The sequence below is a fragment of the Gardnerella sp. c17Ua_118 genome (assembly GCF_055804255.1).
Genome location: NZ_JANUYT010000001.1, coordinates 424,611 through 446,775 on the forward strand (window position 1 = coordinate 424,611; position 22,165 = coordinate 446,775).

The 22,165-nt window shown below is 40.1% G+C and carries 17 protein-coding genes and 2 tRNA genes; 5 read left to right on the top strand and 14 right to left on the bottom strand.

Annotated features, from left to right (window positions below; all coding sequences use genetic code 11):
• From NYP69_RS01820 to NYP69_RS01850, 7 genes are all read right to left on the bottom strand, one after another.
• Entirely contained in the window at window positions 1–759 is a 759-nt protein-coding gene (locus NYP69_RS01820) for a YebC/PmpR family DNA-binding transcriptional regulator (RefSeq protein ID WP_004113651.1), read from the bottom strand.
• A gap of 76 nt (window positions 760–835) precedes the next feature.
• Window positions 836–1,486 carry a CDP-alcohol phosphatidyltransferase family protein gene (locus NYP69_RS01825; RefSeq protein ID WP_004130782.1) on the bottom strand — a complete coding sequence of 217 codons (651 nt, stop codon included), beginning with the start codon at window positions 1,484–1,486 and terminating at the stop codon, window positions 836–838.
• Window positions 1,487–1,621: 135 nt separating this feature from the next.
• Window positions 1,622–1,692: transfer RNA gene (locus tag NYP69_RS01830), tRNA-Gln, on the bottom strand.
• An 86-nt stretch (window positions 1,693–1,778) separates the two neighbouring features.
• Window positions 1,779–2,801: a ribose-phosphate diphosphokinase gene (locus NYP69_RS01835; RefSeq protein WP_018639222.1), complete on the bottom strand. Its 1,023-nt coding sequence runs from the start codon at window positions 2,799–2,801 to the stop codon at window positions 1,779–1,781.
• 147 nt (window positions 2,802–2,948) lie between these two features.
• Window positions 2,949–3,728 (bottom strand): nicotinate-nucleotide adenylyltransferase, encoded by a 780-nt coding sequence (gene nadD, locus NYP69_RS01840; protein ID WP_004130778.1) that lies wholly within the window; start codon window positions 3,726–3,728, stop codon window positions 2,949–2,951.
• Window positions 3,729–4,364, bottom strand: a complete 636-nt coding sequence (locus tag NYP69_RS01845) for a hypothetical protein (protein WP_004130776.1) — start codon at window positions 4,362–4,364, stop codon at window positions 3,729–3,731.
• A 16-nt stretch (window positions 4,365–4,380) separates the two neighbouring features.
• Window positions 4,381–5,739: a glutamate-5-semialdehyde dehydrogenase gene (locus tag NYP69_RS01850; RefSeq protein WP_080573935.1), complete on the bottom strand. Its 1,359-nt coding sequence runs from the start codon at window positions 5,737–5,739 to the stop codon at window positions 4,381–4,383.
• Between the two features lie 72 nt (window positions 5,740–5,811).
• On the opposite strand from NYP69_RS01850, the gene thrC reads away from it, so the two are divergent.
• Window positions 5,812–7,329 (top strand): threonine synthase, encoded by a 1,518-nt coding sequence (gene thrC / locus NYP69_RS01855; protein ID WP_004130771.1) that lies wholly within the window; start codon window positions 5,812–5,814, stop codon window positions 7,327–7,329.
• Window positions 7,330–7,340: 11 nt separating this feature from the next.
• On the opposite strand, the gene NYP69_RS01860 is transcribed toward thrC, so the two are convergent.
• The 7 genes from NYP69_RS01860 to NYP69_RS01890 form a co-directional block, all read right to left on the bottom strand.
• On the bottom strand, window positions 7,341–8,051 hold the full coding sequence (locus NYP69_RS01860; RefSeq protein ID WP_004130769.1) for a regulatory protein RecX: 711 nt from the start codon (window positions 8,049–8,051) through the stop codon (window positions 7,341–7,343).
• Between the two features lie 22 nt (window positions 8,052–8,073).
• Window positions 8,074–9,231, bottom strand: coding sequence for a recombinase RecA (recA, locus tag NYP69_RS01865; protein ID WP_004130767.1), 1,158 nt, complete (start codon window positions 9,229–9,231; stop codon window positions 8,074–8,076).
• A gap of 243 nt (window positions 9,232–9,474) precedes the next feature.
• A complete protein-coding gene (locus tag NYP69_RS01870) occupies window positions 9,475–9,708 on the bottom strand; it encodes a DUF3046 domain-containing protein (RefSeq protein WP_004130765.1) in 234 nt (77 codons plus the stop codon).
• Complete coding sequence (locus tag NYP69_RS01875; RefSeq protein WP_004130764.1) at window positions 9,695–10,435, bottom strand: CinA family protein; 741 nt, start codon at window positions 10,433–10,435, stop codon at window positions 9,695–9,697. The genes NYP69_RS01870 and NYP69_RS01875 overlap by 14 nt, the downstream gene beginning before the upstream one ends.
• A gap of 4 nt (window positions 10,436–10,439) precedes the next feature.
• Window positions 10,440–11,054, bottom strand: coding sequence for a CDP-diacylglycerol--glycerol-3-phosphate 3-phosphatidyltransferase (pgsA, locus tag NYP69_RS01880; protein ID WP_004130762.1), 615 nt, complete (start codon window positions 11,052–11,054; stop codon window positions 10,440–10,442).
• 134 nt (window positions 11,055–11,188) lie between these two features.
• A complete protein-coding gene (locus NYP69_RS01885) occupies window positions 11,189–13,888 on the bottom strand; it encodes a DNA translocase FtsK (protein ID WP_473410512.1) in 2,700 nt (899 codons plus the stop codon).
• A gap of 255 nt (window positions 13,889–14,143) precedes the next feature.
• Window positions 14,144–14,219 (bottom strand) — tRNA-His (locus tag NYP69_RS01890).
• Window positions 14,220–14,351: 132 nt separating this feature from the next.
• Between NYP69_RS01890 and purT the strand changes: the two genes are divergently transcribed.
• From purT to purF, 4 genes are all read left to right on the top strand, one after another.
• Window positions 14,352–15,725, top strand: a complete 1,374-nt coding sequence (purT, locus tag NYP69_RS01895) for a formate-dependent phosphoribosylglycinamide formyltransferase (RefSeq protein WP_346284274.1) — start codon at window positions 14,352–14,354, stop codon at window positions 15,723–15,725.
• A 171-nt stretch (window positions 15,726–15,896) separates the two neighbouring features.
• On the top strand, window positions 15,897–16,676 hold the full coding sequence (purC, locus tag NYP69_RS01900) for a phosphoribosylaminoimidazolesuccinocarboxamide synthase (RefSeq protein WP_004130757.1): 780 nt from the start codon (window positions 15,897–15,899) through the stop codon (window positions 16,674–16,676).
• A gap of 121 nt (window positions 16,677–16,797) precedes the next feature.
• On the top strand, window positions 16,798–20,571 hold the full coding sequence (locus NYP69_RS01905; protein WP_473412877.1) for a phosphoribosylformylglycinamidine synthase: 3,774 nt from the start codon (window positions 16,798–16,800) through the stop codon (window positions 20,569–20,571).
• Window positions 20,572–20,640: 69 nt separating this feature from the next.
• On the top strand, window positions 20,641–22,134 hold the full coding sequence (purF, locus tag NYP69_RS01910; protein ID WP_116689576.1) for an amidophosphoribosyltransferase: 1,494 nt from the start codon (window positions 20,641–20,643) through the stop codon (window positions 22,132–22,134).
• Window positions 22,135–22,165 lie beyond the last annotated feature (31 nt).

A 22,165-nucleotide genomic window follows, 5' to 3' on the forward strand; every position in this document is an offset into this window, starting at 1 on the left:
CTATTCTGCTTCCTCAAGCTGAGCCATAACTTCATCCGAAGCAGTCCAGTTGCTATAAATATTTTGAACATCGTCCAAATCATCGAGATTGTCAATCAAGCGAGACACCTTTTGAGCATCTTCAAAGCTCAACTCAACCTCGTTATTTGGATGCATAACGATTTCTGCAGAATCGTAGTCAAAACCAGCATCTTGCAAAGCCTTACGAACAGTTACCAAATCACTAGAATCCGTGTATACGGAATACACGTCTCCATCGTCTGCAACGTCTTCAGCGCCTGCTTCTGCAGCAATATCAAAAAGCTTGCTATAGTCAACACCTTCGCTAGGAACTTCAATCAATCCCTTGCGCTCAAAATTAAAGCTCACAGAACCGCTTGTGGCCAAAGAACCATTGCCCTTTGTAAGAGTGGAGCGAACATCTGCTGCAGCGCGATTGCGATTATCGGTAAGGCACTCAATAATCAAGCCAACGCCTGCTGGTGCATAACCTTCGTAAACAATCTCTTCGTAGTTTGCGCCGCCTGCTTCTTCGCCAGATCCACGCTTAACAGCGCGCTTAATGTTGTCTGCTGGCATAGAAGCTTTCTTAGCTTTAACGATTGCATCGTACAAAGTTGGGTTACCATCTGGGTCTCCACCACCAAGACGAGCTGCGATTTCAATATTCTTAATAAGCTTGGCGAAAAGCTTGCCGCGCTTTGCGTCGATAGCGGCCTTCTTGTGCTTTGTGGTCGCCCACTTGGAATGACCTGACATGATACTCCTAAAAAGTGTACGGTTACGTAAACGTGATGATTTTAATGCGCTTTAGCGACAAATTGCCAAAACAAGTTTATTTAAGCAAATTTTTAACTTCAAAAATGCGTTGAAAAACAGTTATAGCTCCACCAACGCAAAGAATAATCATTGCTAAGCAAAGCCACAATAGCCAACCTGTTAATCCGCTTAGTCCCATTGAAACTAGAATTATGGCCACTCTGTCTGCGCGAGTAATCAACCCTTTTTTAGCATCTACTCCAACAGACTCGCCTCTTGCTCTAGCATACGATGTTACAAAAGCAAACATCATAGATACTAGCGAGCACACTAATCCGCAATATCGCAAAAAATTATTCACACAAAATGGCAAATATAAGCAAATGTTTAGATTATTTGCGCGATATAAACAAATGCAAACACACGCAAAAAGCGACCAATCCGCAATTCTATCTAGAGTTGAATCTAAAAATGCGCCAAATTTAGTGCCACCATTCTTGTTTGTTAAAGCAGCAACAGAACCATCCAAAGCGTCTGCAAGAACAAAAATCGTAAGCAAAATAGTGCCAATCAAAAGCTGACCGCTTATAGAAATAAAAACAGAAGTTGCAACAAGCGCAATGGTGCCAAAAATCGTAACACTGTTAGCACTACATCCAAATTTAACAAGAAGCTTTGCAATTGGCAAAATAACACGTTTGAATCCACTTCTTAAAGATTCCAACATATTAAGCCTTTCTTTGATTCAAACACGAGTATTCAAACACAGCACTCAAACACGAGTATTCAAACACAAATCACTTCTAAACTCATCACCGCGTTAACAAAAACGCCGCTTAAAACTAAGCGGCGCTAATTCTAGCTCCCTCACCTGGATTCGAACCAAGACAAAGGGTTCCAAAGACCCGTGTGCTGCCATTACACCATGAGGGAACGGCGGAAAAAACCGCCAAGTCACTATTATGCCACAACAATCAAAATCGTCAAGCTTGGCGTGGCGAAATAGGATTTATGCAAATTTATGCAAACAAAAACCCTTTTCCGTGATGTTCTGGGTACGTGTCAAACAGCTTTGCAACAGACCCATCTTCAAACACAGCTTTAATCGCGCTTGCCAAAAGTGGAGCAATCGAAAGAACCGTCAACCCATCCCAACGCTTTTCTTGTGGGATTGGAACAGTATCTGTTAACACAACTTCTCTAGCGCCACAATTCTTCAAACGCTCAACTGCAGGACCAGAAAGAACGCCGTGCGTTGCAACAACAGTTACAGACTTTGCTCCAGCGTCTTTAAGAACATTGCAAGCACCTGCGATTGTTCCAGCAGTATCGATTAAATCGTCTACCATAACGCAATCGCGACCAGCAACATCACCAACTACACGGTTTGCAACAGCTTGATTTGGACGCGTAATATCTCTAGTCTTATGAACAAAAGCCAATGGACCTCCGCCCAATCTTTGCGCCCACTGCTCCGCAACACGGATTCGTCCTGCATCTGGCGAAACAACGGTAACATTGCCTAAATCTTCGCTAAAGCGATCCCTTACATAGTCCACCAAAACTGGCATAGCAATCAAATGATCTACAGGACCATCAAAGAATCCTTGCGATTGCGCAGCATGCAAATCAACGCTCATAATGCGATCTGCGCCTGCAGTTTTAAGTAAATCAAACATCAAACGGCAAGAAATAGGCTCACGACCGCGATGCTTTTTATCTTGTCTAGAATATCCAAGCAACGGGCACACAGCGGTAATAGAACGAGCAGACGCGCGCTTTAATGCATCGATCATAATCAACTGTTCCATAATGGACTTATTAACAGGGTCACTATGACTTTGCAACACAAACACGTCTGTTCCTCGCACAGACTGAGTGTAACGAACATACATCTCGCCATTAGCAAAATCGTATGCTGTTGTTTCCAATACATCTATACCAAGCTGATTCGCAACATCTTTAGCAAGCTTAGGATGCGCGCGACCAGTTACGAGAACAAGGTTTTTATCTGGCTTTCCTTCAAGGACGATGCTCACCATATCTCCAAACGCTAGTTCGCTAACAGTCCACAAAAATCGGACTGAGTTCAATACTATCTATTTGCGCAGACTATAACCATTAAGCCGTTTCATACATAACAAATGCTTGCAAACAGTTGCAAATCCTTACAAAAACATTACAAATCATTACAAATCGCGTATATATAAACCGTGTTTAACTATGTATTGAACAACGCCGTCTGGAACCAAATACCAAACTGGCTCCCCATGCTCTGCACGCTTGCGAACATCTGTTGAAGAAATTGCCAACGCTGGAATCTCCAATATGTCAACTGGAAAACGATGACTATGGCAATTAACCATATCGTCACACGAATCGTAAGACGCGGAACGAGCTTCAATTTGTGTAAACTTTTCTGGACTTGCATAGCCTGGACGCGTTACAGCAACAAATCTAGCTAAACTCCATAATTCTCTAGCATTTTTCCATTGCATAATCTCTGCAATAGCGTCTGCTCCAGTAATAAAGAAAAGCTCCGCGTCTGGGTGTTGCGCGCGAATATCACGAAGCGTGTCGATTGTGTAAGTAACACCAGGCCTATCAATATCTACTCTAGAAACTGTAAATTTTGGGTTTGAAGCCGTTGCGATTACAGTCATCAAATATCTGTCTTCTGCATTTGTGACTTTTTTGTCTAGCTTAAAAACAGGCTTTCCAGTAGGAACAAAAATAACTTCGTCTAAATCATAAACCCACGCAACTTCGGAAGCTGCTACCAAGTGGCCATTGTGAATCGGATCAAAAGTGCCACCCATAATCCCTATGCGCGGGTGTTGATGAACATTTCCTCTTGCAGAATGCTTAAGCCTAGAAGAATTTGCCGAAACTGGCACGCTAGCTTGACTTTGGTCAAAAGAACCTTGGAACAAATCCGACATTCTGCGTTCTGTAGATGAATCACTCATTTAATTCATCCTAGATGCATTGCGTACATTGTGCGCGTTATTTGCATTAGACGCATCTGCAGCATCATCTGCTTTCGCTTCATCAATTACGCTGGAAGCAACATTTGCTTTGTCTGGATTAATGTTTCCCATTTCTTCATTCCACTCATCTTGAACAACGCGCTTAATTTCTTCAAACGTTGGAAGAGCAAAATCGGGTTGGAAAACGCCTCGAATGTTTGCAACGCACTCCGTAATCTCTACAAGAACTTCACTCATATTGTCTACAAGGCTAGCGCGCTCAAGCTTACTAAATTCAGCTATATTGCTTTCCATTTTTTGCAAATTCTTATTAACTTCATCTATTATTTCGCTGTTTTCTGGCGTAACAACATCTCGATTATCTCTATCTGGCCAACCCATTAAAACAGCGTCAGCATATTCAAGAGAAGACCTTTGACTTGCAGACGCAATCCCATCTTCTATTTGAACTAAAAACACGTAACGAACAATAGACAATCTTTCTGCTGCAACATCTAAAGCATCAAGCACATTAGAAGCACTTACACCATTAGATAGGCTTATAGATAGTCTTAAATCCTCGTTTGATTGATTTTTAGCAATTTTAGACGATTGTGATTGTGATGTATCAGGCATATTCTTAACCTTACTCTTAAGCCCTTATTTGTCCTTGACCGTAGCCAATCCACTTTGTAGTTGTCATCTCTACTAAGCCCATTGGCCCTCTTGCATGCAGCTTTTGAGTGGAAATTCCAAGCTCGGCTCCAAAACCAAATTCGCCGCCGTCTGTAAACCTTGTTGAAGCATTTACCATAACAACCGCACTGTCTATTGACGAAACAAACTCGTTAATCGTTAAGTAGTCTTGCGCAATAATCGTTTCCGTGTGACCCGTTGAATATTTTGAAATATGATTAATGGCATCTTTAACACCATCTACAACTTTTACTCCGATTTGCAAAGACAAGTATTCTGTAGACCAATCTTCATTATTTGCATGCTCTAATTTAATACCACTTATATTTGCGGATGATAAGATATTGTATGATTCTTCATCAGCATGAATTAAAACATTACGATTCGCTAATTCACTTGCAACTTTTGGAAGAAAATCTTTAGCAATGCTTCGATCTACAAGTAATTTTTCTGCAGCATTACAAACTCCGACTCGTTGAGTTTTTGCGTTTATAATAATCGGAATTGCTTGACTAAAGTTTGCTGTTTTATCTACATAAATGTGAACGTTTCCAGCGCCAGTTTCTATGACTGGAACTGTTGATTCTTTAACAACTGCCGCGATTAGATTTGCGCTTCCTCTAGGAACAAGAACATCAATATGACCATGTGCGTGCATCATTGATGTTGCACCGCTTCTACCTAAATCATCAACAGATTCTATAAGATTTTCACTTACACCAAAATCTTTTAAGACTTGCTTTAACACGCTAACAGTTGCACGATTTGTGCATTCGGCTGCGCTTCCGCCTCTTAAAATTACAGCATTTGAAGATTTTACGCACAAAGATGCAACGTCAACAGTTACATTTGGTCTAGCTTCGTAAATCATTCCCATTACGCCGATTGGCACTCTTACTTGAGAAAGTCTAATACCATTTTCCAGCGTGTACCCTCTAACAATTTGGCCAACAGGATCTTGTAATTGCGCTATTTTTCTAACACTTTGAGCTGATTTAACTATTCTTTCTTTGTTAAACACAAGTCTGTCTAGTTTTCCAGCGTCCATACCATTTTTTTGAGCTTTTTCTAAATCTTGCTTATTTGCTTTTTCAATAAAGTCTGCATTATTTTCAAGAGAATCAGCAATAGCGATTAAAAGCTTGTTCTTAAAAGTGGCATTAGCTTTAGCAAATTCTCTTTGTGCAATTCGCGCATCATCTGCTCTAGAAAAAACAATAGAATCTGTAGAGTCCCCATGCTCTTTAGAACTATTGACTTGCTCACTATTATGCGTTTCGTCAAACTTTGTATTGAGATTAATCATATTGAACATATTAGCAATAGCAGTGCTTAGGCTCCAACGCTTCGGGTATTATGTATAACAATTGACACAAATGGAGGAATCATGGCAGAAAACACTACGAATACAGTTATGTTTCATAGCACTAGGTCTAACTCTAAAACCTATACGTCGAAACAAGCTATTCGTAGGGGCATAGCCGAAGACGGTGGCCTGTTTGTTACGGATTGCCTTGGTGAAACTCGCTACAATATTTCTAATCTTGTTGGAAAATCTTATAAGCAAATTGCTAAAGATGTTCTTCAAATCCTCCTTCCAGATTTTACTTCTAACGAGCTTAATGAGTGCGTTGAAAATGCTTATGGAGATCAATGGGAAGATTGCGAGATTACTCCATTAAAGCAGCTTGGCACTAACAATGATTTTGTTTTAGAGCTTTTCCACGGTCCTACTTGCGCTTTTAAAGATGTTGCTTTGCAAATTTTGCCACAATTTATTAGACACTCAAAAAATGCTTCTGACTCTAGCCAAAACGTTATGATTCTTACTGCTACTTCGGGAGATACTGGCAAAGCTGCATTAGCTGGTTTTGCAAACGTTGAAGGCACTTCTATGGTTACATTTTACCCAGAAGGTAAAGTAAGTAAAGTTCAAGAATTGCAAATGACAACTCAAAGCGGAAACAACGTAAAAGTTTGCGCTGTTAGAGGTAATTTTGACGACACTCAAAGCAGCGTTAAGCAAATTTTTACTAACGATTCAATCAATGAATCGATTAAGAATAACAATAATGCTTTGCTTTCTTCTGCTAATTCGATTAATATAGGCAGACTTATTCCTCAAGTTGTTTACTACTTCTACGCTTATTCTAAGCTTGTTGAACGCGGATCTATAAAGCTTGGAGACGAAGTGGAATTTTGCGTTCCAAGTGGCAATTTTGGCAATATTCTTGCTGGATATTATGCAAAAATGCTTGGTCTTCCTATAAAGCACTTGATTGTTGCAAGCAATAGCAATAATGTTTTGTTTGACTTTTTGGTTAGCGGAACATATAACAAGATTCGACCTTTCCATCAAACAGTTGCGCCTTCTATGGATATTCTTGTTTCTTCTAATTTGGAACGCATGCTTTATTACATGTGCAATAAAGATACGCGACTTTTGCAAATGCTTATGAGCGATTTGCAACAATGGGGCGCTTTTGAAGTACCAGAAGACGTGCTTTCTAAAATTCGAGAACTTTTTGGATGCGGATGGGCAAATGAGGATCAAATTCGCGATTCCATAAAAGAATGCTGGAATAAGCATAATTATGTTATTGATCCACATACTGCTTGCGGATACTTCGTTATGAGCCATATTCCTCATGATTCCAGTGTTCCTCGCGTTCTTTTAAGCACTGCAAGCCCGTATAAGTTCCCTAGAGTTGTTTGCGAATCTTTAGGCTTAAATGTTGAAGGATTAGATGATTTTGCTTGCATGGATTTGCTAGAAAGAAAAACTTCTACAAACGCTCCTAAAATGCTTAGCGAACTTAAGAATAAAACAGCTAGATTCAACGATGTTATTAACGTTGAAGATATGCCAGATTACGTTCTTAAGTGTGCTAACAAAATCTGCTAAGTCCTAATAGTTTAAGACTTAAACAGAGCATAATATACTTCGTTTAACGTGCTTAAATCGTGACCTTTTCTAGCTCCTGCAGAGAAGAATCTTCGCCTTCTAACATCTGGTTCTAGATTTTTTGTTCGCTGTGCTACCTTTTTGCCTAAACTCCATGCGCTTTGTTCAAAAACACCGTTTTCTCTAGCATCTTGCAAAGATGAGGTTATTATTGCAGAAGCAACTCCCTTTTTTTGCAACTCCATGCGAGTTGCGCGCTCTCCTAATGTTCTACTTATGCATGAGCGTATAACAGATTGAGCATATTGCTCATCGTCAATCAAATGCAAATCTTCTAAACGAATTATTACAGATTCAACAATATTCTCTCTATAACCCTTATCTATAAGCCTATTTTTTAAGTCGTTTGAAGATCTTGAAGCATAATCTAACATTCTTAAAGCACACTCTTTGCAACTATCAAAGTCGCATGCTTTTTTAGAGTCTACTTTTTTAACAGCTTTATTATTAAAAGAGTTATACTTTTGCAATCTATAAGACGAATGGCATGAGTTTTCTTCGCAATCACCTATTTCAACACTATTCTCTGAATAATGTGAATTAACAGCTTCTAAACTACAATCATCTTCTGCACACACATTCTTGTTCTTAACATCATTTTTGTTAAAAACAGAAGCATCTACGGGCTTATGATTGCGAAGAAAACTCTCAACACTAATCATCTATCAGTCTTCTCATCTATCACTATTTATTCTTGGGATCTTTACTAGAAGCATCTGAATTATTTTCTGCATTAGAATTCGACTTTGCTTTTTCGCTATCGTCTTCATCTTCTACTTCAACAAATTGATCTTCTGGCTTCATTAGTCCAAAAGCAACTTTTACTTTATCGCTAATTTCTTCCGTAATAGCAGGATTATCCTTAAGGAATTGACGCACGTTTTCTCTACCTTGACCAAGCTGTTCACCCTCATACGTAAACCAAGAACCAGACTTTTTAATAACGTCACACTGTACAGCCATATCAATTACAGAGCCTTCAGTAGATATTCCCTCTCCATAAAGAACATCAAATTCAGCTGTTTTGAAAGGAGGAGCCATTTTATTCTTAACAATCTTTACTTTAGTTCGATTTCCAACAGCTTCTTCTCCGTTTTTAATAGTAGAAACACGCCTAATATCCATTCGAACAGACGAATAGAATTTAAGAGCTTTACCACCTGTAGTTGTTTCTGGATTACCAAAGAACACACCGATTTTTTCTCTAAGCTGATTAATAAAGATTGCGGTTGTTCCAGCTTGAGACAAAGCTCCTGTCATCTTTCTTAAAGCCTGACTCATTAAGCGAGCTTGCAAACCAACATGACTATCTCCCATATCTCCGTCAATTTCGGCTTTTGGAACAAGCGCTGCTACAGAATCAACAACTATAACATCTAAAGCACCAGATCGAATAAGCATATCTGCAATCTCTAAAGCTTGCTCGCCATTATCTGGCTGAGAAACAATAAGAGAATCTGTATCTACACCTAATTTACGCGCATAAACTGGATCTAACGCATGCTCAGCATCAATAAACGCTGCAACTCCGCCATTCTTTTGAGCATTAGCAACAATGTGCAAAGCTAACGTTGTTTTACCAGAAGATTCTGGACCATAAACCTCTACAATACGCCCACGAGGAACACCACCAATTCCCAAAGCCATGTCTAGAGCTAAAGAACCAGTAGGAATAACCTCAACATCTTGCAGTGGCTTATCTCCTAATCGCATTGCAGAACCCTTGCCATATTGTTTTTCAACATTTGCAAGAGCCATCTCTAGCGCTGCTTTTCTACGTGGATCTGCCTTGTCGGCATCAATAAGACGATCCACAGCACCCTTTTTTGCTTGTTGTGCCATATTATTACTCCTTTCGCATGCCGATGTATTGATGACCATACTCAATACATGATGCCCGTGCAAGCGTTTTAGAGCAATGTGGTTAAAGGCTATCTTCCAATAACCAATAGGCACTTACACGCTGCAAGAAGACCAACAATTAAATATTATACACCACAAACGAACATTTGTTCGATATGCGTGTTGGCTTGAAATTCCAACAAAAACGCATACACGCAATCAAATTAAAAAATAAAATAACCCCTATTTTGCAGGAAGCGGCGGAGCATTATGATCTTTGCCCCACCTTTTATTATCTGGAATATTCATATGATCGCATAAAACATTCCAAACAATTCTAGGTTCCACGCCAGCATCAATCGCCTCGCGCGCGCTCATACCATCAAGTTTTTGCAACTCTTGGTCTTTAGCAATACTCCTACCAAATTCTCTGCCAAAAACTTCTTCAAGAAGCTCCCAAAATTCACGTTCGCGCATAAAAAATCCAATCTTCAAAAATAAGGGCATAGAAAATCCTAATTAGCGCGCTAACAACACCAATACGAACGTCTTTTCTATCTCCAGAAATATTTAGTTGAGCGCAAAGCGTAAAACCGTGGTCAACTGAATAAGTAGAACATCTACTTAATGAAAGATTGCTTATTTTGCCACATTCACAATCAAAAACACGATCTTTAATATTGTTAATTTTTAGCGAAACTAAATCAAAATCGAGCGAAGAACAGCGCTTTGAAGCAACATTTGGAATAAAAATTCCAACGTAAGCCAATCCTTGTGGCTTTAAGCCATCGGGTCCAGGACCTGCAACGCCAGTAGTAGACAATCCAATAACAGGAAAATCTGCGCTATCAACATCTTTACTAGAATCCATGCAATCGTATTGCCACTTTGCGCCACTATACAATCTTGCGCAACCAAACGCCATTTGCTTTGCAACACTAGGCTCTACAGCACCGCAAGTTTTAAGCAAATCGCAATCCACGCCAAGAATCTTAGATTTTTCGCGAATATCGTAAGTAACAGCCGATCCAAGAAAAACCTTTGAAGCGCCAGGAATGTTTACAAATGAATCCGCAAGAAGCCCTCCTGTTAAAGATTCTGCACAAGAAATATGCAAAGAATTATTCACACAAAAATCGAGAATCTTACTTGCGAAAACATCCGTAGAAGAATCCGTAGAAGTACTTGCCAAATCGTCACACATTTTACTATCGCTTAAATGCACCGCGCACGTAAAGGAATCCAGAATAAAGCGCAAAGCCAAGAGCAATGCCTATAAAACCGTAGCAAAGTGAGTAGTAGCACACAACCCAAACAGAAACATTATAAGCGCAAAACATTGGAACAATAGGCGCAAGCAACATTGAAATTCCAACAGATTGAGAAAGTGTCTTATACTTTCCTGCCCAAGATGCTGCAATAACTTTTCCACCTTTATCTATAACGTAAAAACGCAGAACAGTAATGCCTATTTCTCTAAGAACAAACAGTAGAGTAATCCACCAATAAAGTTCACCAAAAGCAGAAGCAATAATAAGAGCAGAAAGTATTAAAAGCTTATCGGCAATAGGATCTAAGAGTTTTCCAAGCTCTGTAACTTGATTATATTTTCTAGCCATCCAACCGTCTAATTTATCTGTTGAAGCTGCGATTATAAACATTGCAAACGCAGCCCAGCGAACCGAAGTAGAAGCATAGCCCCAAGGCCCAGAGATAAGATACAAAACGATGAATACAACAGAAAGAGCTATTCTTATGTAAGTCACAATGTTTGGAGCACAATTCCAACCTTCTAGCAACTTAGACTTACCATTTTGCAACATCGTTAATACCTCCATAACCGCTACACAAATATGGTATAGCAAACGCAAAACTTAATTAACAACTATCCTTTAGCAATGCTTTAACAATACTTAATTCAAAGTGCTTAATTATGCTTAATTATGCTTAATTATGCTTAATTCAAAGAATCAGACTCGCCTTTAATAAAAGCTAATACTTTAGGCAAATCTTGCGGTTGAACAAGAACCTCACGCGCTTTAGATCCTTCCGAAGGCCCAACAACGCCACGCGATTCAAGCAAATCCATAAGTCTGCCTGCCTTAGAGAATCCAACACGAAGTTTTCGTTGAAGCATAGACGTAGATCCAAATTGCGCACCAACAACAAGCTCGGCAGCTTGAAGAAGCTCATCCATATCGTCGCCAATATCTGTTGTTTTAGCTTGAATTTGAGCCTGTTCGTCTGCTTTTGCAGCCATTTGCTCAATGTCTTCCCTATATCTAGGCTTTCGCTGAGTTCTAACATATTCTACAGCTTTGCGAATTTCTGATTCACTAACCCAAGAGCCCTGAACTCGCTGAGGCTTAGCAGCACCCATTGGAAGGAACAACGCATCTCCTTGACCAATCAAAGTTTCCGCGCCAACAGTGTCTAAAATAACGCGCGAATCCGTAGCAGAAGACGTAGCAAAAGCCAAACGAGATGGAATATTCGCCTTAATTAAGCCAGTTACAACATCAACAGACGGGCGCTGAGTTGCAAGAACCAAATGCACACCTGCAGCACGAGCAAGCTGAGTAATGCGCTGAATAGAACTTTCAACGTCGTTTTTTGCAACCATCATCAAATCAGCCATCTCGTCTACAACAACAAGCAAATACGGGTATGGAGCAACTTTTCGCTCAGAGCCTTTTGGAGCATGAACCTTGCCTTCGCGCACGGCCTTGTTAAAGTCTTTAACATGACGGAAACCAAAGAATTGCAAGTCGTCATAGCGCGAGTCCATCTCTTTAACAACCCATTCAAGAGCTTGAGCTGCCTTCTTAGGGTCTGTAATAATCGGAGTTAGCAAATGCGGAATCCCAGCATATGCAGAAAGCTCTACTCGCTTTGGATCTACCAAAATCATGCGAACCTGCTCTGGAGTAGCACGCATAATAATCGAAGTTAGCATAGAGTTTATAAAGCTTGACTTTCCAGAGCCAGTAGCACCAGCAACAAGAAGATGCGGCATTTTATCTAGAGCAGCAGTTACAAAATGACCCTCAACGTCTTTACCAACTCCAGTGAGCATAGGATTTGAATCCTGGCGAGCTTTATCTGACCTTAAAACATCTCCAAGGTTTACAATCTCTCGATCTACGTTTGGAATCTCTATACCAATCGCAGACTTGCCTGGAATTGGAGACAAAATACGCACATCTGTGCTTGCTACAGCGTATGCAATATTTTTTTGAAGATTTGTGACTTTTTCAACTTTTACTCCAGGCCCCAGCTCAACTTCGTATTGAGTAACAGAAGGACCCCTTAAAAAGCCAATAACTTTTGCATCCACTTCAAACTGTTCAAACGTAGAAGTTAGCGCACGAATTACGCGATCGTTTGCAGGAGTTCTAGTTGCGTGCGGTTTTCCGTGAACAAGAATGTTCAAATCTGGCAATCTGTACGGCTCTTCGCTGTACTCACTTGAAGAATCGTTAGAATCGTTTTCATTATTGGCGTTGCTCGCACTATTTTCATCATTTTCTTGCGATGACCTATATTGATCCAACTGTTGACCAGGCATTTTACTCCATGGATCATTGCTATATTGCGATTCGCCACTAATTGGCGCTTTTGGAAATTCGTCAATATACATTTGACCAGAAGACGGCAAAGAATTAGCGCCATGAGTGCCATTAGAAACACCATTAGAACCAACAACACGCGGATGATTACTTTGATTCTGATCTTCTTGCGGGTCCGATTTAGAGCCATAGTCTTCAATAGAGTCGCCATCTTGACTTGGCTTAGAAGAAGCGCTAAGAAAAGCATCATCTCCAGCATACGCATCTAAAAGTTCGCTATTGCTATCCTTCTTTTTAGAGCCGAACATAGAATTAAAAATCTTAGAGATTATTGAATTGTGCAAATCTTTACGCGATTTTTCCGATTCACTAGAATCATGAGTTGGAACGCCTTCTACGAACTCAAGATTATCGCTGCTATTACTCGAATTTTCATCATCTGTATTCTCTAAGTCTTGATTATTCTTTGACTTTTTAGAGAAAATAGATGAAACAAATTGAGTCACATCTTCAACATGTAATTTAAGAATCATTAAAATAGCAAAAATTGCAATAATAACAAAAATTGTAAGAGCAAAAATCCTAGATAATCCCCAGGCCAAAGGAGAACCTAAGAAGAATCCTAATAATCCGCCAGATTTTTGCAAATCATCTATATTAAATTCTTGATTTTTGCTTGCAATCAAAATGTCTAAAATTGAGCAAATTGACCATAGAAGAAGAACAAAACCACCTATAACACGAGGATTTCCAGATTTAGCACCACTATTTCGCATAAGCCTAATAGCAACCGCACTAAGCCACACTGGCAAAACAACGCTCATAATTCCAAAAACCGCGGAAGATAAAGAGTGCAACGCAACACCTAAGAATCCGCTAACTCTAAACCATTCAGATGCGCAAAAAAGAACAGCAAGAATAAGTATTACAAAGCACAATCCATCTCTACGGTATGCCTCATCGTATTGCCCAACTCCAAAAAGCGAGCGAACTGCTTTGCCAATAACACGCGGAACAAAAAGCAGAGCAGACTCCCAAAATGGCTCATTAGTCTGCGCTTTAGACTGCTTACCACCATTGTTTGGCATATAAATCGCTCCTCCATAAAATGCGCGTACAAAAACCGCTAACAACTAGCAAGCTAATCGCCAGCAATCATTCACATTAAGTACAAACACCAACCGAATTATTTAAAATTATTCAATCAATATTATCAAATTAATAGCTTTACTTATTCTACTCCAAAGCATGCTAACAAAATAAACGTGTTTGAACACAAAAACAAGACAAAACAGAAAGCCATACAGAGTAAAAAAAAATCGGCCGAAAAACAGCCGATTAAGTGGGGTGGCTAACGCGGCTTGAACGCGCGACCTTCTGAACCACAATCAGATGCTCTACCGACTGAGCTATAGCCACCATTACAGCGCGAAACCCTTCGGGAATCGCACAACAGAGGAATACTATACACGATTTTTCTCGTTTGCGCTACCCTTGCGATTTTCGGCGCGTCGCACAAAATACGACGTTACTTAATGACACAATAAGACTATGAGTTTTTTGCAAAAATCAAATGCAACTAGCATGCTCAATGAGCAAGCAGAACATTGGAAAAGCGTTGAAAATAATCACACTTTTGGCATTCTAAATTCAACGTCATACACAACAAAAGCTCTTCTTCTAGGGTCTGGAGAGCTTGGAAAAGAAATCACTATAGAGCTTATAAGACTTGGTATTAAAGTATTTGCTGCAGATAGTTATGCGAATGCTCCAGCAATGCAAGTTGCGCAAGAAAATCGCGTTTTAGACATGAGCGATTCTAAAAAATTGCAAGAACTAATAAACAACATAAACCCAAACATAATAATCCCAGAAGTTGAAGCAATATCAACCGAAGTATTAAAAGACGTTGTTAAAAACAAAAAAATTCAAGTCGTTCCAAGCTCTAGTATCACTTCGATTGCAATGGATCGCGAAGCTTTGCGAAAAATCGCCCACGAAAAAATTGGTTTGCCTACTACACCATATTGTTTTGCTTCAAGCTACAAAGAGTTAGAAGAAGGAGCAAAAATCGTAGGGTATCCGTGCGTAGTGAAACCAATTATGAGTTCTTCTGGTCATGGTCAATCTATTGTAAAAGATCCTAAAAATCTTGAAGATGCTTGGATAGAAGCACAAAATGGAAGAAGATCTAAGCATAAAACGCAAAACTTGCAGAGTGAAGATAATGAAAATAATGAAGATATATCTCGCGTAATAGTGGAAGCATTAGCGCCTTTAGACTACGAATTAACGGTTTTAACAGTGTGCTCAAGCGCTGGAATAATAACATGCGAACCTATTGCACAATGCCAAGAAAACGGCGACTACAGGCAATCATGGCAACCAGCAAACATATCGGAAAATGTTAGAGAATCCGCTCAAAATATTGCAAAAAAAGCCGTAGAAGGTTTAAGCAAAATAGCAAAAGAGAATGGGGAAACTGGTTGGGGCATTTACGGAGTTGAACTCTTTGTTCTTAAAAACGGCGACTTGCTTTTTAACGAACTATCCCCTAGACCGCACGACACTGGCATGGTAACAATGATTTCGCAATACTACAGCGAGTTTGCTTTGCATGTTTTAGCCATTTTAGGTGTTCCAATCACACAAAAGCATACTGCTCTTTGCTTAAAAGATAACGAAGTTGCATTAAGCCACGCACTTGTTGTGCAAGGAAACGGAGCTGTAGGATTTACAAATCTTGCGCAAGCATTAGATGAAGAAGATTGCACAAGATGCGATATACGAATTTTTGGAAAACCAGAAGTTCACGGCTCAAGACGAATGGGTGTTATTTTGACAGTATCGAACAGCATAAATGATGCAAAATCTTGTGCGACACGCATTGCAAGCAAAATACGCACAATAGAACTGCCATCGTAAAACGTTGAAAAGTCAAGGTTTTCACTGGTTTTATTAAACAAAAAATCAAAAAATAATCCAAACAAAATGTAGGTAACAATTGTTAGTCTAATCATGCTGGCGGTTGAATAAACCTTCAAATAATGATGGTTTGCAACACTCAGCCATGGATACAACGAGAGAGGCACGTCAATGGAAAAACTTGACAAGTTGTATGAAGGCAAAGCAAAGAAATTGTATGCCACAAGTAACGATAATGTTCTGTGGGTTCAATACATGAATCAAGCTACAGCTGGCAATGGCCTTAAAAAGGCTCAAATTGCTGGAAAAGGCAGCTTAAATAATCAAATCACTTCTCTACTGTTTAATCTTCTCAAAGCTCGTGGAGTTAAAAGCCATTTTCTTGGCAGAATCTCGAATACCGAGCAACTTGTAAAGCGCATGAAGATGTTTCCTCTAGAAATAATAATGCGAAACACGGCTGCTGGTTCTTTTGCAAAACGATATGCAGTTAAAGAAGGAACTGCCCTAAAAAAGCCTCTTTTGGAGTTTTGCGTAAAATCAGACGATCTTGGTGATCCTTTTATTAACCCAGAAGGCGTTGTGGCTTTGGGTCTTGCTAGTGAAAGCGAAATGGCAGAAATTACAAAGCAAGCTCACGCTGTAAACAATGCACTTTTGGATATTTTCAACAAAATCGACGTTCAACTCGTTGACTTTAAGATTGAAGAAGGCGTTGATGCGCAAGGAAATATTCTTCTTGCAGACGAGATAACGCCAGATACGTGCCGACTTTGGGATAAGCGCAATACAAGCTCCGAAGTAAGTCATTTAGATAAAGACTTGTTCAGACGCGATTTAGGAGACATAATTCCAGCCTACGAAGAAATATTCTCGAGGCTTAAATCTCTTGCGCAAAGCGAAGGAGTAAACTTCGACGAAGTTAATCCAAACGATTGTGCTGAACAATGATTTTAATGTGGCTCGCATCTTTTAGGTGCGAGCCACGCGCGTTCTTAAACAAATAAAATAAAACAAATAAAAGATAGCCAAACACAAATAGCCAAAACTACAATTGCAAGGCAGGTTCACCGTGGTATTTCGCGTTTATGTTGAAAAACGATCTGGTTTCGATATAAAAGCCCAACATCTTAATCACGAGCTTAAAGAGATTCTTGGTATTGATTCTCTAAAATCAACGCGCATAATAAACAGGTATGATGTAGAAGGAATATCTAAAGATCTTTTTAACACTGCTGTTAAAACGGTTTTTAGCGAGCCTACAGTAGACAACACTTACGACTACTTGCCTATTAGCACAAATGAACATGTTTTTGCTATAGAGTTCCTTCCTGGCCAGTTTGATCAGCGCGCGCAATCCGCAAGCGAATGCGTACAAATGATTAGCCAGGGAGAATGCCCCAAAGTTAGAACTGCTCAAATTCTTGCTTTTAACGGCAATTTGTCTAAAGAAGAACTTGACTCAATTAAACACTACGTTATTAATCCAGTAGAAGCTCGCGAAGCATCGCTAGATAGTGTTGATACGCTTAAAAGTGAGGCAATTGTTCCAGCAAACGTAGAAGTATTAGATGGTTTTAACGATTTAGATTCCAACGGCTTGCAAAAATTCATTGAAGATCGCGCACTAGCAATGGACTTGGCTGATGCTAAATTCTGCCAAGACTATTTTAGAAGCGAAAATCGCAATCCAACTATTACAGAAATAAAAGTAATAGACACGTATTGGTCCGACCATTGCCGCCATACTACTTTTGGAACGCATTTTGAAAACGTTCAAATAGATGACGAGCAAGTAAAAGATGCATTTAATCGTTATCTTAAACTACGAGAAGAGCTTAAGCGAACAAATAAGCCGATTTGTCTTATGGACATGGCCACTATTGGCGCAAAATATTTGAAGCATACAGGAAAGCTTAAAAACTTAGACGAATCCGAAGAAATTAACGCGTGCACAGTAAAAGTAAAAGTTGACGTTAATGGGCACGATGAAGACTGGCTGTTTTTGTTCAAAAACGAAACGCATAATCATCCTACAGAAATAGAACCTTTTGGCGGTGCTGCAACTTGCATTGGCGGATGCATTCGAGATCCTCTTTCGGGACGCTCCTACGTATATCAAGCAATGCGCGTAACTGGAGCAGCCGACCCTAGAACACCTATTAGCGAAACTTTAGAAGGAAAACTATCTCAACGAAAAATCGTAACTTCTGCAGCTGCAGGCTACTCGTCTTACGGAAATCAAATTGGATTAGCAACAGGCGAAGTACACGAGATTTACCACCCAGGATATGTTGCAAAACGAATGGAAGTTGGCGCGGTTGTAGCAGCTACCCCAGCAGACCACGTTAGAAGAGAAACACCTGAGCCAGGAGATGTGATTATTCTTCTAGGCGGCAGAACTGGAAGAGACGGAATTGGCGGAGCAACTGGTGCTTCTAAAGCGCAAGACGCAGACAGCATTGAAGAGTGCGGAGCAGAAGTTCAAAAAGGAAATGCACCTATTGAACGCAAGTTGCAAAGACTTTTTAGACGCAAAGACGCATGCCGCCTTATTAAGCGTTGCAACGATTTTGGCGCTGGTGGCGTAAGCGTTGCGACTGGAGAAATCGCAGATGGCTTGATTATTAACTTAGACAAGGTGTCTAAAAAATACGAAGGCCTTGATGGCACGGAGCTTGCGATTTCTGAATCTCAAGAGCGAATGGCAGTTGATGTTTCTGCAAGCGATGCAGACGAATTTTTGAGCTACGCGCGTCAAGAAAATTTGGAAGCGCAAATTGTAGCTACAGTTACAAAAGAAGCTCGAATGAAAATGACTTGGCGAGGAAAAACAATTGTTGATCTAAGCCGCGAATTCCTAGCTTCTAATGGCGCTCCAAAAACACAAGATATTCACGTTGAAAATGGCAAAAAATATGCTACAAAGTGGCAAGACGAAAGTGGAGTTTACTCTGGCAAGTCTTTAGCTGAGCGCATTAAAAATCTTGTTTCTAACATAAACGTGTGCTCAAACAAAGGCCTTAGCGAAATGTTTGACTCCACTATTGGAGCCGCAACCGTTCTTATGCCATTTGGTGGCCGCCGTCAGCTCACTCCAGCACAAGCAATGGTCGCAAAATTCCCAGTATTTGGCGAAACAAACACCGCTTCTGCAATGTCTTGGGGATTTAACCCATACATTATGGAAAAGAACCAATTTACGGGAGCGTACATATCGGTTGTAGAATCTTTAGCAAAACTTGTAGCAAGCGGTTTTACAATCGAAAACGCTTATTTAAGCCTTCAAGAATATTTTGGCAAACCGCAAAATGTGCCTGAAAGATGGGGAAAGCCTACTGCAGCAGTTCTTGGCGCTTTAAGCGCGCAAATTGATTTTGGCGTTGGCGCGATCGGCGGTAAAGACTCTATGAGCGGAAGCTTTGAAAATCTTGACGTTCCTCCAACTCTTATATCGTTTGCTGTTTCTACAGGAGACGCGCGAAATGTTGTTTCTCCAGAATTCAAAAAAACCAATAGCAAAATCCTAAGAATACTACCTACGTATAAAGAAGACGGCATTACGCCTAACGCTCAAAGCTTCTTAGAGGCGATTAGGATTGTTGAAAATCTTACTTCAAGCAAGCGCGCGCTAGCGATTAGCACTCCAGGTTTTGGAGCTAGTGCGGAAAGCTTGTTTAAGATGACTTTGGGCAACCATATTGGATTAAAGCTTAACGACTCTGTTAAAACAGACGACTTGTTTAAGTCTAGATATGGAACTTTCTTTGTAGAAGTGGATGAAGATTTTAACGTTGACGATTTTTCAAGCAAGTTTAGCGAGGATCTTGTAAACGTTGAAGTTATTGGACAAACGTGCAATGAATTTAAGCTTTATGCTTGCAACGAAATCATTAGTTTAGATGACTTACAGGAAGATTGGGAAAGTCCACTAGAGGGCATTTTCCCATATCGAGGTAAAGGAAGCGCAGTTCGCGAAATAAATTCCACTAATCGCAAGCCTGTTAGAAATCATATGAAATCTAATAGAAGAACGCCATTGAGTAAGCCACGCGTAATCATTCCAGTTTTCCCTGGAAACAATTGCGAATACGACACTCAAGCAGCGTTTGAAAAAGCTGGAGCAGAATGCAAAACGCTTATAATCAATAATTTAAGCTCTGATGATGTTGTAGAATCCGCAAAAGAGCTTGTTAAAGAGATTAATAAAAGCCAAATTGTTATGATTCCTGGCGGATTCTCTGGAGGCGATGAGCCAGACGGTTCTGCCAAGTTTATAACGGCATTCTTTAGAAACCCTGCCGTTAGCGACTCTGTTCGCGATTTACTAAACAATCGCGATGGCTTAATGCTTGGTATTTGCAACGGCTTCCAGGCTCTTATTAAGCTAGGTCTTGTTCCATTTGGAGATATTGTTCCAATTGATGCAGAATGCCCAACTTTAACGTTTAACACTCTTGGAAGGCATCAAAGCAAGATTGTTAGAACTCGCGTTGCATCTAATCTTTCTCCTTGGCTTTCAAATTGCAAAGTTGGCGATGTTCATAGTGTTGCAATATCTCATGGCGAGGGACGATTCGTAGCATTACCAAAAGTTATGGATACTCTTATACAAAACAGCCAAATTGCAACGCAATATGTTGATAGCAATGGCGTTCCAAGCATGAACCTTAAAGTAAATCCAAACGGTTCGCTTATGGCTGTAGAAGGAATCACTAGCCCAGATGGAAGAGTATTCGGAAAAATGGGTCATTGCGAGCGCAGCGGTAACGGTTTGTACGTAAATATTCCTGATTTTAGAACACAAAACATTTTTAGCGCTGGAGTTGAATACTTTACGTCATGATTTGGGATTGTGTGTTTAATTATTCTAATCAAAATATTTATTGCGATTTTGAAAATATAGGGGGTGCGAATGTCTGCTGAGCTTGAAGGAGTTCACGAAGAATGTGGCGTTTTTGGAGTGTGGGGTCATTCCGATGCCGCAAGACTTACCTACTTTGGCTTGCACGCATTGCAACATAGAGGACAAGAAGGTGCTGGAATAGTTGCCAACGATAATGGTCATCTTAAAGGATACAGAAACTTAGGTCTTTTAACTAAAGTTTTTGCAAACGAAGACATTATGAAGCATCTTACTGGAAACAGCGCGATTGGCCACGTTCGCTACGCTACTGCTGGATCTGGAAGTGTTGAGAACATTCAACCTTTTCTGTTTTCTTTCCACGATGGAGATGTTGCTTTAGGGCATAATGGCAATCTTACTAATTGCACAACTCTTAGAAATAAGCTAGAAGATTGCGGAGCGATTTTCCACTCTAACTCCGATACAGAAGTTTTGATGCATCTTATTAAAAGGTCAAACAAAACTTCATTTATGGATAAGCTTAAAGATGCGCTGTTAACTGTTCATGGCGGTTTTGCATACTTGCTTCTTACAGAAGACGCGCTTATTGGAGCAACGGATCCTAATGGTTTTAGGCCGCTTAGTCTAGGAAGAATGAGTAATGGTGCTTACGTTCTTGCATCGGAAACTTGCGCTTTAGATATTGTTAGCGCGGAGTTTATTAGAGACATTGAGCCTGGCGAAATAATCGTTATTAATAACGATGGATACAAGATTGAGCGTTATGCAAAAAATATTCAGCACGCTGTTTGCTCAATGGAGTTTATCTATTTTGCTCGCCCGGATTCTAATATTTACGGAATTAATGTTCATTCTGCGCGAAAGCGCATGGGAGCACGCTTAGCTAAAGAGTCTCCTGTAGACGCAGATATGGTGATTGGTGTGCCTAATTCTTCGCTTTCTGCAGCTGCAGGATATGCCGAAACAAGCGGAATCCCTAACGAGATGGGTTTGATTAAAAATCAATACGTTGCGCGCACTTTTATTCAGCCAACGCAAGAGCTTAGAGAACAAGGCGTTCGCATGAAGCTTTCGGCCGTTAGAGGTGTTGTTAAGGGAAAGCGCGTAATTGTTATTGACGATTCAATCGTTCGCGGAACCACGTCTAAGAGGATTGTTCGTCTTCTTAGAGAAGCGGGCGCTAAAGAGGTTCATATGCGAATCTCTTCGCCTCCTCTTAAATACCCGTGCTTCTACGGAATCGATATTCAAACTACTAAAGAGCTTATTGCAGCTAAACATTCTGTTGAGCAAATTCGCGAATATATTGGCGCTGACTCTTTAGCATTCTTATCTTTAGACGGTCTTGTTGAGTCTATTGGGTTAAATAAGCCTGCTCCGTACGGAGGATTATGCGTAGCGTATTTTAATGGCGACTACCCTACTGCTTTAGATGACTATCGAGATGAATTCTTAGCTTCGCTTTCTAAAGAAGACAAGGAAGTTTTAGAGAATATTAAAAAGAATAGTAAATACAATTTTGCGACTAAAAACTGCGATTAAACTACGACTAAACTTCGACTAAACACTTAAA